Annotated in this window: 15 protein-coding genes and 1 tRNA gene; 8 read left to right on the top strand and 8 right to left on the bottom strand. The window is 70.4% G+C overall.

The window, feature by feature from the left end; genetic code table 11:
- Positions 1-6: 6 nt before the first annotated feature.
- Positions 7-645 carry an EndoU domain-containing protein gene (locus QSK15_RS09850; RefSeq protein ID WP_285793854.1) on the top strand — a complete coding sequence of 213 codons (639 nt, stop codon included), beginning with the start codon at positions 7-9 and terminating at the stop codon, positions 643-645.
- Between the two features lie 22 nt (positions 646-667).
- Entirely contained in the window at positions 668-925 is a 258-nt protein-coding gene (locus tag QSK15_RS09845) for a hypothetical protein (protein WP_285793853.1), read from the top strand.
- Positions 926-1,427: 502 nt separating this feature from the next.
- Here QSK15_RS09845 and QSK15_RS09840 read toward each other — a convergent pair.
- A complete protein-coding gene (locus tag QSK15_RS09840; RefSeq protein ID WP_285793852.1) occupies positions 1,428-1,607 on the bottom strand; it encodes a hypothetical protein in 180 nt (59 codons plus the stop codon).
- 90 nt (positions 1,608-1,697) lie between these two features.
- Positions 1,698-4,511, bottom strand: coding sequence for an AfsR/SARP family transcriptional regulator (locus QSK15_RS09835; RefSeq protein WP_285793851.1), 2,814 nt, complete (start codon positions 4,509-4,511; stop codon positions 1,698-1,700).
- Between the two features lie 231 nt (positions 4,512-4,742).
- Here QSK15_RS09835 and QSK15_RS09830 point away from each other — a divergent pair, with 231 nt between their 5' ends.
- From QSK15_RS09830 to QSK15_RS09820, 3 genes are read left to right on the top strand one after another with little or no spacing between them, the layout of a single operon-like run.
- Positions 4,743-5,381: a sporulation delaying protein family toxin gene (locus QSK15_RS09830; RefSeq protein ID WP_285793850.1), complete on the top strand. Its 639-nt coding sequence runs from the start codon at positions 4,743-4,745 to the stop codon at positions 5,379-5,381.
- 6 nt (positions 5,382-5,387) lie between these two features.
- A complete protein-coding gene (locus QSK15_RS09825) occupies positions 5,388-5,906 on the top strand; it encodes an SdpA family antimicrobial peptide system protein (RefSeq protein ID WP_285793849.1) in 519 nt (172 codons plus the stop codon).
- Positions 5,840-6,823, top strand: a complete 984-nt coding sequence (locus tag QSK15_RS09820; protein ID WP_285793848.1) for a sporulation-delaying protein SdpB family protein — start codon at positions 5,840-5,842, stop codon at positions 6,821-6,823. The genes QSK15_RS09825 and QSK15_RS09820 overlap by 67 nt, the downstream gene beginning before the upstream one ends.
- A 272-nt stretch (positions 6,824-7,095) precedes the next feature.
- Here QSK15_RS09820 and QSK15_RS09815 read toward each other — a convergent pair whose 3' ends face one another.
- Together QSK15_RS09815 and QSK15_RS09810 are read right to left on the bottom strand one after the other, a co-directional pair.
- Positions 7,096-8,289: a helix-turn-helix domain-containing protein gene (locus QSK15_RS09815; protein WP_285793847.1), complete on the bottom strand. Its 1,194-nt coding sequence runs from the start codon at positions 8,287-8,289 to the stop codon at positions 7,096-7,098.
- Positions 8,276-8,446, bottom strand: a complete 171-nt coding sequence (locus tag QSK15_RS09810) for a hypothetical protein (protein WP_285793846.1) — start codon at positions 8,444-8,446, stop codon at positions 8,276-8,278. Before QSK15_RS09810 ends, QSK15_RS09815 begins: the two co-directional genes overlap by 14 nt.
- A 138-nt stretch (positions 8,447-8,584) precedes the next feature.
- On the opposite strand from QSK15_RS09810, the gene QSK15_RS09805 reads away from it, so the two are divergent.
- The gene (locus QSK15_RS09805) at positions 8,585-9,346 is read left to right on the top strand and encodes a helix-turn-helix domain-containing protein (protein ID WP_393256019.1); all 762 of its coding nucleotides are present in this window, start codon (positions 8,585-8,587) and stop codon (positions 9,344-9,346) included.
- A gap of 271 nt (positions 9,347-9,617) precedes the next feature.
- On the opposite strand, the gene QSK15_RS09800 is transcribed toward QSK15_RS09805, so the two are convergent.
- The 3 genes from QSK15_RS09800 to QSK15_RS09790 form a co-directional block, all read right to left on the bottom strand.
- A complete protein-coding gene (locus QSK15_RS09800) occupies positions 9,618-10,220 on the bottom strand; it encodes a hypothetical protein (RefSeq protein WP_285793845.1) in 603 nt (200 codons plus the stop codon).
- Between the two features lie 146 nt (positions 10,221-10,366).
- Positions 10,367-10,438, bottom strand: a tRNA-Val gene (locus tag QSK15_RS09795).
- 50 nt (positions 10,439-10,488) lie between these two features.
- Positions 10,489-11,103, bottom strand: a complete 615-nt coding sequence (locus QSK15_RS09790) for a TIGR02611 family protein (RefSeq protein ID WP_502889559.1) — start codon at positions 11,101-11,103, stop codon at positions 10,489-10,491.
- A gap of 294 nt (positions 11,104-11,397) precedes the next feature.
- On the opposite strand from QSK15_RS09790, the gene QSK15_RS09785 reads away from it, so the two are divergent.
- On the top strand, positions 11,398-11,829 hold the full coding sequence (locus tag QSK15_RS09785; RefSeq protein ID WP_007457244.1) for an SsgA family sporulation/cell division regulator: 432 nt from the start codon (positions 11,398-11,400) through the stop codon (positions 11,827-11,829).
- Positions 11,830-11,947: 118 nt separating this feature from the next.
- Here the strand turns inward: QSK15_RS09785 and QSK15_RS09780 are convergent, their stop codons facing one another.
- A complete protein-coding gene (locus QSK15_RS09780; RefSeq protein WP_030333678.1) occupies positions 11,948-12,724 on the bottom strand; it encodes a glucose 1-dehydrogenase in 777 nt (258 codons plus the stop codon).
- 203 nt (positions 12,725-12,927) lie between these two features.
- Here QSK15_RS09780 and QSK15_RS09775 point away from each other — a divergent pair, with 203 nt between their 5' ends.
- Positions 12,928-13,920, top strand: coding sequence for a helix-turn-helix transcriptional regulator (locus tag QSK15_RS09775; protein WP_285793843.1), 993 nt, complete (start codon positions 12,928-12,930; stop codon positions 13,918-13,920).
- The last annotated feature ends 4 nt before the right edge of the window (positions 13,921-13,924 follow it).

The following is a 13,924-nucleotide window of genomic DNA, read 5'->3' as shown; positions in this document are numbered from 1 at the left end:
CCCACGATGCGACAACTCATGGCGGCTCTGCGGACCACCGCCGTCCTGGTGGTCCTGTTCGCTGTGGCGGGCCTCCACAAGCGCCCCCCGGGCCCCACCCCACCGCACGGCGGTGGCGACGATGGCCCCAAGCCTAAAAAGTTCAACCCGGCAATGATGCCCAAGCGCGTGGGAGCAGCCCAGCAGCACGGCATCAGGCGCGCCGAGGAGGGCCACCCGAAGGGCGCCGACACATCCGAGCCCGAGGTACCCAAGAGGACCAACCCCTGGGACGACCCCGAGTTCGCCGACGCCCTGTACGACATGGACCGCTTCGGTCAGATGGGCGACGGGGCGATGGACAAGATCTGGGACGGCGACGGCCTGGGCAGTGGCAACCACAAGCCTTCGTCCACCGAGCCCAACAAGACGCTCTTCCCGCCCGGCACCACCAAGGAGCAGGTCGAGGGCTGGTTCAAGAGCATCGCCACCAACCCCGACAGCCGCCCTGAGGCGCGCCTCGACGGCGACGGCTGGCGCGTCACCGGCACCCGCGACGGCATCACCTGCGTCGTTATCCTGGACAAGGACGGCAGCATCTCCGGCGGCTACCCGCTCAGCGGCGAGGGCGTCACCACCAACCCGCCGGCCAACCGGCCGACCTAGCCACCGCACCTACGGGAGACCCATGGACCTCAACGGTTTTCACTGGTTCAGCCGCCAGATCACCGACCAACTCGCACCTAAAATCAGCCCGAGGTACCGGCCGATGGTTCTGCAAGACGGCGGCGCCGGGGAATGGCCCATGGCGCTCGAGACGCTCGTCGGCGCCCTGTCGGAGGAGAACGTCGTGATCACCACGGCGGAGAAAGACGCGCTGCGGGAGCTGCTGGAGTTCTGCCGGAAGCCTCTGACGCGCCTGGAGCAGATCCGGACCTCGGACTGACGGCCGAAGCGTAGATCGGGCCCCTCGAACCCTGCACTTGTCGACCAGCGGGCGTCCCAGATCACCTCGCGCGCCTCGTCGACTCTTGCTGGCACGTCGGACGGCCCATGGGCACCGACACCGCCGCAGGTCAGCAACGCGTGAGCGGACGCATCGGTCGGGAAAACTTGCCCACGAAGCCTGGCTCACCGGGGCCGCCGCACGAACCGCGACCTCCGCCGCCTCGACCCGGCCCGGCAGCGGGAGCACACCAACGCGTTCGGCCTCCACCGCTGACCCGTCCCGTCCCCGCTACCCAGCTCCCCCGCTTCTCCCACGGCCTCGCGTGGCCCGACCTCCACCCAAAACACGGCAGAGAGCGTGATGCCTGTGAGTCATCATGATGACTCACAGGCATCAGGCATTCTGGAGAGTCCACCTCGGGAGCGGCCTCGCGCAGGGTGTGCGCGTCGGTGACGGTGGCGGTGGCGGTGGCGGTGGCGGTGGCGGTGGCGGTGGCGGTTTACAGTGTCGCCGGGCCGCCGGCCAGCAGCAGCCGAGCGACACCGGCCTCCACCGCCGCGGGCCCGGCAGGTCGCGACGGGTCGACCACCAGCAGCGACCCGGTGGCCGGGGCCCCGCCGAGCACCGCCGGGCCGGCCCAGCCCCGCCGCGTGCGGCCCCACCGCGAGGGACTGGTCACCGTCCTGCTCGGCTTCGGCATAGCCAAGGTCAAGACGCGGGTGGGAACGGGGGCCAGACGACCGCCGCAGACAACGCGTCCTGGCCAGCCTCACCCAGTCGTCACCGTACGGATCTTCTCCAGAATGCGGTCAGCGTCCTGGCCCAACTCCACGATGATGTCCAGCGCTTCCCGCCACACCCCACGCGCCGCCGACCGTTCGCCCACAGCGAGATGGGTGTCGCCGAGGTGCGTAAGCGTGGTTGACTCGTAGTAGCGTTCGCCCGTCTCGCGCCAGAGCGACAGGGCCTGTCGGTAGCACTCGGTGGCCTCGGGATACTGGCCCAGATGGTGGTGCACGCACCCGAGGCTGTCCCAGGTGTGAGCCTGCCAGTAGCGGTCACCGGCCTCCTGTTGCAGCAGCAGTGCCCGCTGGCAGTGGTGTAGCGCACGCTCGTGGTCACCGAGCTGACTGTGGTACCAACCCGCGTTGTTCAGGGCGTTCGCCTGCCCGGCTCGGTGCCCGGCCGCCCGGAACAGCCGCTGCGCCAGTTCGGCGTAGCGCAGGGCGAGCCGGGGCTGACCGCGATGCTCGGCGACCGTACCCAGGTTGAGCAGGGTGCGGGCCTGCCCGACCTGGTCGCCGAGCCCGCGGTAGAGCCGCACCGCGTGCCACAGGTGGTCGCGGGCCTCGCCGTGCAGACCCCGACGCAGATGCGCGATGGAGATGTTGCGGTGTGCGCGGGCCTGCCCGTCCCGGTCCCCGACCCGGCGGGCCGCCTCCAACGCGAGCTGTTGAACGATTGCCTGGTCATGCCAACGGCCACATCGGTCCAGGAACGTGGTCAGGGCCCAGCCGAGCTGCCACGCGTGGACGTCGTACCCGTCGCCGCCGGCCCGTCGCAGAAGATTGAGCAGCACCGGGTACTCCTGGCTGAACCAGGTCCGGGCGACCTCGCGGTCGTCGATGGCCGCCACGGTCACGCCCGCCACCGCCGGTGGTAGCCGGATCGGATCCCGATGCGGATGCAGTCGCAGGTCGGCGAGGTGGGCGCCGGCCAGGTAGTGGTCGAACATCCGGTTGGTCACCGCGAGCCGCTCGGCGCCGTCCTCCTCGATGTCCGTCCGTTCCATGGCGTACGCGCGGAGCAGATCGTGCATCGTGTACCTGCCGGGCGTGTGCTCGGTGACCATGTGCGCGTGCGCGAGCTCAGCCAACAGCGGGCGTACCCGCGCGGGTGGAACACCGGCGAGGCTGGCCGCGGCGCCCACACCCAGATCCGGGCCGGGATGGATGCCGAGCAGTCGGAACAGGCGCGCGGCCGGACCGCTCAGGGCGCGGTACGACCAGGAGAAGACCGAGCGGACGTCGGTTTCGGCGTCGGTGAACCCCTCCAGACCTCCGTGGGCCAGGTCCAGTTCCTCGGCGATGGCCCGCAGTGAGAAGCGGGGGTGGTCGACCAGCCGGGACGCAACGATGGCCAGCGCCAGGGGCAGCCCCGCCGACCGGGCCGCGATCGTCGCGACGGCTGCCGGCTCGGCGGTGAGCCGGGTCGCTCCGAGGCGGCGGATCAACATACTGTGCGCGTCGCCGAGCGGCAGCGGGTCGACGGTGACCGGATGGGCCCCCTCGGTCATCACCAGGCCGGTCAGCCTGCTGCGGCTGGTGACCAGGGTGAGGCAGCCGGGTCCACCCGGCAGCAGCGGGCGGACGTGCTCGCTGTCGCGGGCGTTGTCCAGCACCAGCAGGACCCGACGACCGGCCAGCAGCGTGCGCAGCAACGCCGACTGGGCGGCGAGCCCCTCGGGCAGGTGCTGTGCCGGCACCTCGAACGCGTCCAGGAAACCACGAACCGCCTCACCGGGATCAAGCGGCGGACCGGTCGGATGGAAGCCACGCAGATCGACGTGAAGGTGACCGTCCGGAAACCGGTCGGCCACGAGACGGGCGAAGTGGACCGCCAGGGCCGTCTTCCCCACCCCCGCGATGCCGGAGAGGACTGCCACCACGGCCGTGCCGGTCCGAGCCCCCGCGTCCAGCAGCCCGGACAACTCGGCAAGCTCGGCGGTGCGTCCGGTGAAGGCGTACGGCGACGCGGGTAGCTGCGCCGGAACCGGCTTGGTCGTTGTCGATGCCTCCGGCTGGCTGGGCTCCGGCCGGGAGATTGCCGCGGGCGCCGTGACCGGTGCCAGTCGCGGGTCGGCGTTGAGGATTGCCCGGTGCAGCTCGGTCAGTTCCGGTCCCGGCTCGATCCCCAGTTCACCCACCAGGAGTCGGCGTACCTGGTGATACGTCCGGAGCGCCTCGGTCCGGCGGCCTGCCCGGTACAGGGCGAGCATGAGCTGTCCGTGGGCCCGTTCGCGCAGTGGTTCCGCCGCGACCAGGTCGGCGATCTCGTCCACGAGTTCGGCTCCGCCGCCCAGCGTGAGTTCAAGCGACAGGCGTTCTTCCTGGAGGCTGCGGCGTTGGTCGTTGAGCTGGGCCGCCGCCGCCTCGACCAGCCGGCCGGTCACTCCGGTGAAGGCGGACCCGCGCCACAGCGCCAGCGCCTCCCGCAGGTGGACGACCGCGCCGGTCAGGTCACCGGCCGCAGCGAGCCGGCGGCCCTGCCGTGCGCGCTCGACGAAGACCCGCAGGTCGATCTCGTCGTCCGGGACGCGAAGCAGGTAACCGCCGGAGTCGGTGACGATCTCGCCCGCCCGCGCCAAGTGCCTCCGCAAGGTCGACACACAGTTGCGGACCACCTTGACCGAGCTGGTGGGCGGATGCTCGTCCCAGATCACGTCGACCAGCCGCGACATCGGCACTACGTGGTTCGCGTCGAGCAACAGGGCGGCCAGGATCCGTTGCTCCCGTGCTGCGCCCAGGGAGATCTGGCCACCGTCGAGTCGCACTCGGAGCGGCCCCAGCGCCTCGAACCTCACGTACCTCCCGCCCTCGTCCGCGCCGCACGAGCTGTTCTCCGTGAACCGCGTGGGACCGCTGAATGAGCCCCGCCACCGCGGATTTTCCCACCGCTACGAGCTATTGCACAGCTAACCGTCGATGGCTCTGATCCGTGGTGTTTCGGCGCCGCCGGGGACGAGCCGGGGATCGATCGGGGACGGCCGGGCGCAGGGTGCTCCGGAAGAGTCACTGCTGTGCGGGAGGAAGTCATGATGCATCGCAAGATCTGGTTCGGCCTGCTCGTGCTGGTCCTGGCAACGGTCTCCCTCGGCTTCGGGGCGCGCGGCCAGGCCGACCCCGGCTGGCCGGGCCCACCGCCGCGACACCGGGCCACGGAACTCTCCGACGCGATCCTGTTCAACGACGGGCCGGCTGCCTTCCGACTGGTGTACCTGCAGCGCCCGCCGACCCGGTGGACGTCGGCGCTGCGGTACGCCCAGAGCGCGCTCAACGCCGAGCTGACCCGCCGGGGCACCTGGTCCGACGTGATGATCGGACAGCGGGTGCAGAGCGGCAACCCGGTCGTGGTGCGCGACGGGCTCGTCACCCTCGTCGCACTGGCCCGCGAGGTGTTCAACCGGACATTCGGCAAGGAGACCGTGGACTCCGCCGTGCTCCTGGTCAACGACGCCCTGTTGGAGAACGCGTACGAGGTCGTCCGGGCAGACTCCTACATCGACATGGACAACAACAACCGCACCGCGCTGGAGGTCGGCACCATCCGGGCCGTCTTCGCCGGTGGCTTCGCCGACTGGTCCTGGGACATGGCCGGCAACCCAGCGCCACGGGCCAAACTGGTGCAGGACCAGTTCATCGCGACCATCGCCCGCGACCTGCGAGCCGGGTAGTCGACGGTGGACGACACCCGGTTGGGCCGGTGGATCGCCGGGATCGCGGTGGTCGCCATGCTCCTCGTGGGCTACCTCACCAGGGCGGTGCTGCCGGTGGCTGCGATGCCGGCCCCGCCCGGCCGGACGGTGGCCCGCGCACTCGTACCGGAAGGCTGGGCGTTCTTCACCCGCGACCCCCGCCGGCCCAGCCCGGTGGCCTACACGACGGACCGGGACGGCCGGTGGCGGCCCGCCTCGAGCAGCAGCCGCGGCCCGGCCGGCCTGGACAAGCGGGACCGTGCCCGCAGCGCCGAGATCTCGCTGCTCACCCGCCGACTCGACGGAACCTCGTGGACCCGGTGTGACGGGGAACCCTCCACCTGCCTGGCCGCCGCCCGGGCCACGGCGGTGACCAACACCGCCACCGTACGCACGCTCTGCGGCGACATCGGGATCGTCCTTCAGGAGGTACTGCCATGGGCCTGGAACGACCTGCCGACCGTGCTCCCGTCCCGGCTGGCCCGCCTCACGGTGACCTGCTAGACCGGTGGCCGGCCCGGCTCGGCCGGCGCTGCCGACCCGCCCTGGCCGTCGCGCCCTGGTCGAGCGGATTCGGGCTGGCCCGTACGCTGCTGGCCACCGGCACCTGCGCCACCCTGCTGGTCAACCCGCCGGCGGTCCTGCTGTCGATGGACAGCGCCGAGAGCTGCACCGGGCCGGCCGCCGCCGGCATCTGGTGCGTGCTGCCCGCCCGGCAGGGGCAGCTCGCCGCGTGGGCGGCGATCGCCGTGCTGGTAGTGGTGGCCAGCGGCTGGCGGCCCCGCTGGACGGCACTGCCACACTGGTACATCTCGTGGAGCGTGATCGCGAACCTGTCCGCGTTGGACGGCGGTGACCACATCACCGCGACCCTCAGCCTGTTGCTGCTTCCGATTGCCCTCACCGACCCCCGGCGGTGGCACTGGCAACCGCCCCCGGCGGGCACCGCGATCGGCGCCGGCCGGGTGGTCGCGTACGCCGCTCTGGTCCTCGTCTGGCTCCAGGTCGCCGTCGTGTATCTGCATGCCTGCATCGCGAAGCTCGGCGTCACCGAGTGGGCCGACGGTACGGCGATGTTCTACTGGCTACGCACACCCGGGTACGAGCCACCCGACTTCCTGCGTCCGCTCATCGAGGCGGTCACTAGTTCCGCAGTGGGGGTGACGCTGTTCACCTGGTCGGTGCTCGTGCTGGAGTTCGCCCTGGCCCTCGCCCGGCTGATGCCCGCCGAGCTGCGCCGCCTGCTCCTGGTCGCCGGGCTGGTGTTCCACGTCGGTATCGCGGTCGTCCTGGAACTGGTCACCTTCGGTTTCGCGATGAGTGGGGCGCTGCTGCTCTACCTGTTGCCCGTGGGACACCAGGTCAGGCTGCCGGCGATCGTGGTGGCGCGGGTGGGCGGTGCCCGTCGAGCAAGTCGGTAGGCGGCCTGTGGGCCCGAGCACCTCGACGCGGATCAGTATTCCAACGTCACTTGGCTTTCGCGTTGGGCGTGGCGCGGGCATGAAGACAGCCCGACGGAGAGTGGGCGATGCTGGTATCGAACCAGCGACCTCTTCGGTGTGAACTCTCGGCAAGCCGGCCGGGTCGGGCTCGATGCGAGGTCAGACGGTCCGCTGACGCGCCTCTCGGGCCGGTTCGGCTGGCACGGTTGCTGTACTTCGCTGCTGTACTTCTCTGCCGCATGGAATGCCGCTCAGCCCACCCCGAGCGTGGCGGCGAGCTGGGCGATCGTGGCCGGGGCGCGCGGGTGACGGGCAACCTCGGCGACGACGTCCCGGGCGGCGGGCCGGCACCTGATCTCGGCTGGTGCGGTGCGCTCGACCTCGGTCAGCACGCGGGCGGCGCTGCCCGTATCCCCGGCCTGCAGGTAGGCACGCGCGACGTCGAGCAGGTGCGCGGCGCGGTGTTCGGCAGGTAGCCACCGCCAGCCGCCCCGCGCGGTGGCCTTCTCGTGCCAGGCGATCGCCTCCTGGGTGTCGCCGACTTCGACGGCGGCGCGGGCCAGGTCGACGGCGGTGGGACCGAACGCGGTGCGGTGGTGGTCGTGCCCGTCGCCGACCCGCTCCGCCATACCGGCGGCCTCGTCGAGCAGCTCGCCGGCGGAGGCCTCGTTCCCGTCTTGCGCCGCCGCCAGGCCGGCTTGGATGAGCAAGGCTCCGCACAGGGACAACTCCGCAGGCGTGCCGTACTCGATCACAGGCGGAGCGATCCGATACGCGGCACCGAGCGTCACCGACGTCGCCTCTCGCACCCGGCCAAGCGCGCGCAACACCTGCCCGAGCTGCACGCCTGCGGCGGCCACCAACTCCCGGTCACCGGTGGCGGCGAGCATCGCCCGATCCACGGCCAACCAGGCCAGCTCGGCGTCGCCGAGCTTGACCAACAGAGAAGCGATGATCCGGTACGCCTCGACGAGCGGCACCCGACCCGCCACCGGCACCTCAGCATGGGCGCGCTGCGCACCGGTGAGCAGGTCCGGCGCCAGGTTGACCACCTGCGGATAGCGGGCGTACTGGAACGTCGACCACGCGTACCCCACATCCTGCAGCATCCGGTCCACCGGCAATATCGGGCTGCCCGCCGGCCTGCCCAACGGGATCTCGTAGCGGGACAGCGCTGCTCTGATCCGCTCGACGCCGTCATCGCGACCCGTTGCCTGGACCGGCGCGGCATCCCGGTCGACAAGAGCGGCGGTGTCGATGCGAAGTACGCGAGCGATCTCCTGAAGTGTTGACAGCTTGTCCAGCCGCCGAACTCCGCGCTCGACCTTGTCGACCCAGCTCTTTGACTTGCCGAGCCGGTCGGCGAACACCTGCTGCGACAGCTTCCGTCGACCCCGCCAGTACGCCACCCGCCGCCCGACCGGCAACAGCTCAACGCTGCCCACGACGCCACCGCCGATCCGGAACGGCCCGAGTCGTCTCCTCTACCGGGATGCGATCCGCCTCCGCCTCGGCGAGAAGCCGCCGCCTCGCCGCCTCCCGCTCGGCCGCCTGGATCTGCTCGCCCCGACTCACCGCCGATTCGTCGCCCTTACGCGGCATCCCCACACCTCCGCCAGTAGAAGCGGCGGCACGTCGACCGTCGCGGGTCAACAGTGACGTCGGAATGTCATCTGCTGCGACGGCACAAGGGCCGACAATCAGGTCACTTAGCCGGCGACATTAAGGCGACATGGCGCTATGGTGGCAGTCATGGTCGCCCCCAACACCGCCCTGCGGGCCGTCCGCACCGGAATGCGCATGAGCCAGGACGACTTCGCTCGCGCCCTGCAGGCCGCCGGCCACCGCGTCGGCGAGCCCAACGACGCCAACAAGAGACTCGTCCAGCGATGGGAGTCCGGCGCAATCGCCGCGCCCCGCCCCGTCTACGCCCGCGCCTTGGAGGTCGTCACCGGTCTACCCATCTCACTGCTCGGCTTCGACGCGGTGCCAGGCGGGCATGTTGCCGACGACGAACACGGCGGCCACGATCTGACCTCGCCCGTGTCCAGCCTGGCCACACCGACGCCGACGTCCAAGCCCACCACGGCCCACCAGTCCTACGAAGGCGTGTGGCTCAGCCGCTACCAGTACTACTCCAGCGGGCGGGGAGACTCTTTTGCTGGACAACACTTCGTGGTGCTGCTCCAGCACGGCGATCGGCTCACGGCGCGCAGCCTTCCTGGCTCGGCGTCATCGTCTCTCTCGCTGGACCTGACCGTGGACGGTGCCGTCGTCACCGGCACCTGGGTGGAGCAGACCGACCCCACCGGCTACTACCGGGGCGCCCGATACCACGGGGCAATTCAACTCATCGCCGAGCCGACAGGTCGACGTATGGCCGGAAAGTGGATCGGCTTCGGCAAGGACATGGACGTGAACACCGGCCCGTGGGAACTCGTCTTCCGCGACGCCTCGACTTCTAAGACGACACTTGATCGCTACAACACGTCCGCGACGTAGGTCGCTGCTGGTCCGGGAGCCCTTGACCCCTCGCTTGTAAGTTCTGGGCACGTCGTCCAACGGCGTTCGTCCAGGTCTGCGACCTCGGGCGGCTGTCCCTGGTCGGCCGCTGGCGGCTGCCCTCGTCCCGGCCGGTTGCTGTCACCGCTGCTGTCGCACACTCGCGCTAAGTCGCCGCTGCCGCCTGAGCAGCCAACGTGGCTTCAATCCCCCATGCGACTCCCTCGGCCGCTGACTCTCGTCCCTGAATGGCAGCCCCGGAAGGGGTGGCTCAGCCCTTGCGGTTCGGGTCGGTGAGAGCATCCCAGTCCTCAGCGCTCATCGGGAACGGCCCCCAATGCGGGAGGTAGAAGGGTCGCCGCGGCGGGTCGGCCACCGTGAACGGCTTGAACTCCGGATCCGCGATCACCCGGTAGACGAACTCGGCCGTCGACATGTCGAGTTGGTGCCATGGCTCGATGCCGTCCCACCGCGCGACCACAGGCCACCGGTCGGGTTCCACAGAGCGGTCCGCCAGCCAGTAGTACTCCCCTTCGGTCTGATCGCTGCCCCATTGGATCAGCCCCGCCCCCTTGTCGGGTTCGTACATCTCATAGGGGGCCCACAACCGCGCGAAGTCAGGCTCGCTTGGCCACTGCGGACAATAGGCCCATGCCTGAAACAGCGGTTGCGCGTGATCGTCGGTCGGCCGGAAAAGGTCTAGGTAGGCGTAGAACGCCCCCGGAACGAACCGGCGGCACAGTTCCTTGAAGTCCGTGGGCAGCGTAACCCCCAGCTGGGCTTCCACCTGCTCCCAACCGACACCGTCCTCAGGCACCTTGCGCCATCCGGTCACGTCGATAATCCGGTCGATCCACGTCAGCTGATCAGTCACGGCCGGCAAGGTAACAGCACAGCCGGACATCCCATCGCGTTGTCGTCACCCGTCCGCTGACCGCTGCTGTACAAAGCTGCTGTACGACAGCAGAAAGGCCACCTCCCGAACTCGGGAAGCGGCCTCTGAACTGCCAGAACTGAGAGTGGGCGATGCTGGTATCGAACCAGCGACCTCTTCGGTGTGAACGAAGCGCTCTCCCACTGAGCTAATCGCCCTCAGCGCCTCTGACTCTACCCGATCGTGGAACCGGACCGGAAATCCGGGGTCAGTGCGTCGCGAGGTACCGCATCGCTTCGGCCACCACGTCGATGCCGAGGCTGTACTTGAGGGACAGCCAGACCACGGTGGCCACGAAGACCAGGCCTGCGGAACCGAGCACGAGTCGCACCGCCAGCGACTGCCTCGTCACCCAGCGCGTCCAGCCGTGGACGTGGCGGCGGGTGAAGCCGAGCAGCCGGCGGGCCCAGTGGTATTCGACGGCCCAGATGCCCAGGCCGGCGATCACCAGCAGCCAGCCCGGCCCGGGCAGCGGGATGAGGGCGATGCCGATGGTCACCACCAGCGCCCCGGCGATCGAGATGAAGATCTTGAGCGCGATTCGGCCGGTGGGGTTGGCGCGGATGAGGTCGAGGGTCAGTGAGATCCGCTCGCGCCAGCGGGGGCGTCGGGGCCGATCGTGCACGGCGACTCCGCCACCACCATCAGCACCGGCGCCGCCGCCACGACCGGCATCGGCTCCGGCATCATCGCCACCGGAGCGACCGGCGTCGGACGCCGGCCGACCGGCCCGTTCGGGCTGCTTCATCGGCACTCCGTACCCCCGCTTTTCGGCTGCTCGGACCGCGACTTTCGGCGGGCCGGGCGCCGCCGCCGCATCCACTGAGGATTGCTTCGTCACCATTTCACCCCCCAGTGTCGCTCGGGCCCGTCACTGCAACGGCCGACTGGACGTTACCGGAGTAAGTCGACGACTGAGCCACCCGATGCCGGGCGGGATCACGCACTGGGCAGAACCGGAAATCCTACATGAATGCTCACATTCACGCGGCCTTTCCGTCCCCCTTCCCACCACTGGGTGAAGTCAGCGTATGGCGGAGCGTAGCCAGGAGTAGCACCTGAGTATGGGAAAAGCGGGACACGCGCGTTCCGCAGCGGTGCCGGGGGGAGAACGTCCATGAGTGTCATCCGACCGACGACCGTAGAGGTCGAGACGTCGCTAAGGCTCGTCGCACCTGACGCCACCGCCTTGCCGGTGCGTGCCAGTCTGCGTTACGACCCTGCTGACCCGTATGCGGTCCATGTCCTGTTCCATGCCGAATCGGCCGGGGGCGAGGCGGTGAGTTGGTCGTTCGCTCGCGAACTTCTGGTCACCGGCCTGGACGAACCGGCCGGCATCGGGGATGTGCGGGTCTGGCCCTGGGCCACACCGCGCGGCGATTTCGTCGCGCTGGCCCTCTCGTCACCGGACGGCAACGCCCTCTTCGAGGTGCCGCGCAGCGTCCTGGTGCGTTTCCTTCGACGGACCTACGTCGTCGTCCCGCGCGGCCGTGAGGCCGAGCACCTGGACGTCGACACGGCGGTGAACCGGCTGCTCGCCGGTCGCTGACCGCCCGAACACTGCAACACCGGCCACACCGGGGCCGCGCGGATCTGCCGAGTCCGCGCGGCCCCGGCACACACCCCATCGGGTACGCGGACAGCGCGGCCCCGGGGTCCGCCGGTGCTCAGCCGTGCGTGGTGATGCCGCCGTCGACCGGAATGACGGCTCCGGTGAGGTACGCGCCGGCGCGTGACGAGAGGTAGATGGCCGTGCCGGCCATGTCCTCGGGGCGTCCGATGCGGCCCAGCGGCACCTGCTGCTCGATGGCGGCCCGGCTCGCCGGGTCGTCGAGCGCGAACGCCATCATCTTGCTCTCGAACGGGCCGGGCGCTATCGCGTTGACGGTGATCTGCTCACCGGCGAGCTGGTGGGCGAGGCTGCGGGTGAGCATGTGCACGGCCGCCTTGGTGGCCGAGTACGCGTACACCTCCATCATCGGCACCCGGATGCCGTCGATCGACCCGATGTTGATCACGCGGGCCGGGTCGTCGGCGCTGGCGGCGGCGCGCAGCGCCGGCAGCAGCGCGGTGGTGAGCCGGAAGACGGCCTTGACGTTGACCGCCCAGAGCTTGTCGAACGCGGCCTCCGGGTAGTCCTCCAGCGGTGCACCCCAGGTCGCGCCCGCGTTGTTGACCAGCACGTCGAGCCGACCGAAGCGCTCGCGTACGGCGGCGGCGAGCGTCTCGGCGCCGGCGTCGTCGCTGAGGTCGGCGGGGATGGCCTCGCAGCGGCCCTCGGCGGAGAGGGTGGTGGCGACCGCCTCGCAGACGTCCGCCTTACGCGACGAGATGATCACGTGCGCGCCGGCCCGGACGAAACCCTGGGCGATCATCAGCCCGATCCCCCGCGACCCGCCGGTGACCAGGACCGTCTTACCTTCGACCGAGAACAGCTGCGTCATGCCCATCCCATCGCGAGTCGGCGGGGGCCGCCGGCCGGTCGGGGTGGCCGGCGAGTGCCGGGTGAACCGCGGACCGGCGGCGCTACCGTCGGGTAACGTAGCCCGGCTCCCAGGACCCGGACAAGCCCGGGGCACACCGCGGATTCCGCTCCGAACGGCGACCGGGATGCGGTGACCTGCGGTTCGGGCTACCGTCGCAGGCGATGGTCTCCACCGATCCCTCCCCCGCGCCATCGATCGGAACGGCGTCTCGCGGACCCGACGAGATAGCCACGTTCGCGCTGGCCGACCTCGCCGGTGACCCCGGCTGGCGTCGGCCGGTGGTCGTCGAGCGGGAGCTGTTGATTCTCACCACCCGTGGGCACGGCGACGCGGAACTCGACTTTCACCTGCTGCTGTGCCGGCCCGGCACGCTGCTGCGGGTCCACCCCGGCCAGGTGCTGCGCTGCGCCGGCCCCCAGTTCGACGCCACAGTGGTCGCCTGGGAGCCCGAGGCGCTGCGCGACTTCGACATCGACCTGAACACCACCGCGACCTGGCGGCAGTTGGCCGGCGAGGACGAGGACGCGGTGATCAGCGAGGTGAGCCAGTTGGCGGTGGACTGCCGGCGGCACCCCGACGGCCCCACCGCCCGCGTGCTGCTCCGGCACCAACTGGCCGTGCTGCTGCTACGGCTGGCCCTCCCGCACGCCGACCGGCCGTCGACGCGGCCCGAGGACGAGACGTTCCACCGGTTCCGCCGCGAGGTGGAACACGGCTATCCGCACACCCGGCGGGTCGAGGACTACGCGGCCGAGCTGGGCTGCTCCGTGCGGACCCTGACCCGGGCCTGCCTGGCCGTCACCGGCCGCAGCGCCAAGCAGGTCATCGACGAGCGGGTCGCGTTGCAGGCCGGCCGGTTACTCGCCACCACGGATCAGCCGATCGCCGAGATCGGCCGGCGGCTCGGCTTCTCCGAACCCACGAACTTCGGCCGCTTCTTCACCCGCGAGGTCGGCGTCAGCCCCGGCGCGTTCCGGGCCGCACGGGACCAACCGGCGGCCGGTCGAGTGATCCGACAGCGACCGCCGGCCGAGTCGACGGCCGCCAACGGGGCCAGATTCCGCCTCGGCACCCCCGGTGACTCCGCCAACAGCGACCACCCGACGAGACCACTGCCGCCCGCCGGAGGGCCGGAGGTCACCGGCCGGGCATGATGAC

The organism is Micromonospora sp. NBRC 107095 (genome assembly GCF_030269705.1).
Lineage (GTDB): Bacteria > Actinomycetota > Actinomycetes > Mycobacteriales > Micromonosporaceae > Micromonospora > Micromonospora parva.
Note: the sequence above shows the minus strand (reverse complement) of the source record. Positions and strands in the feature narration are given on the sequence as shown.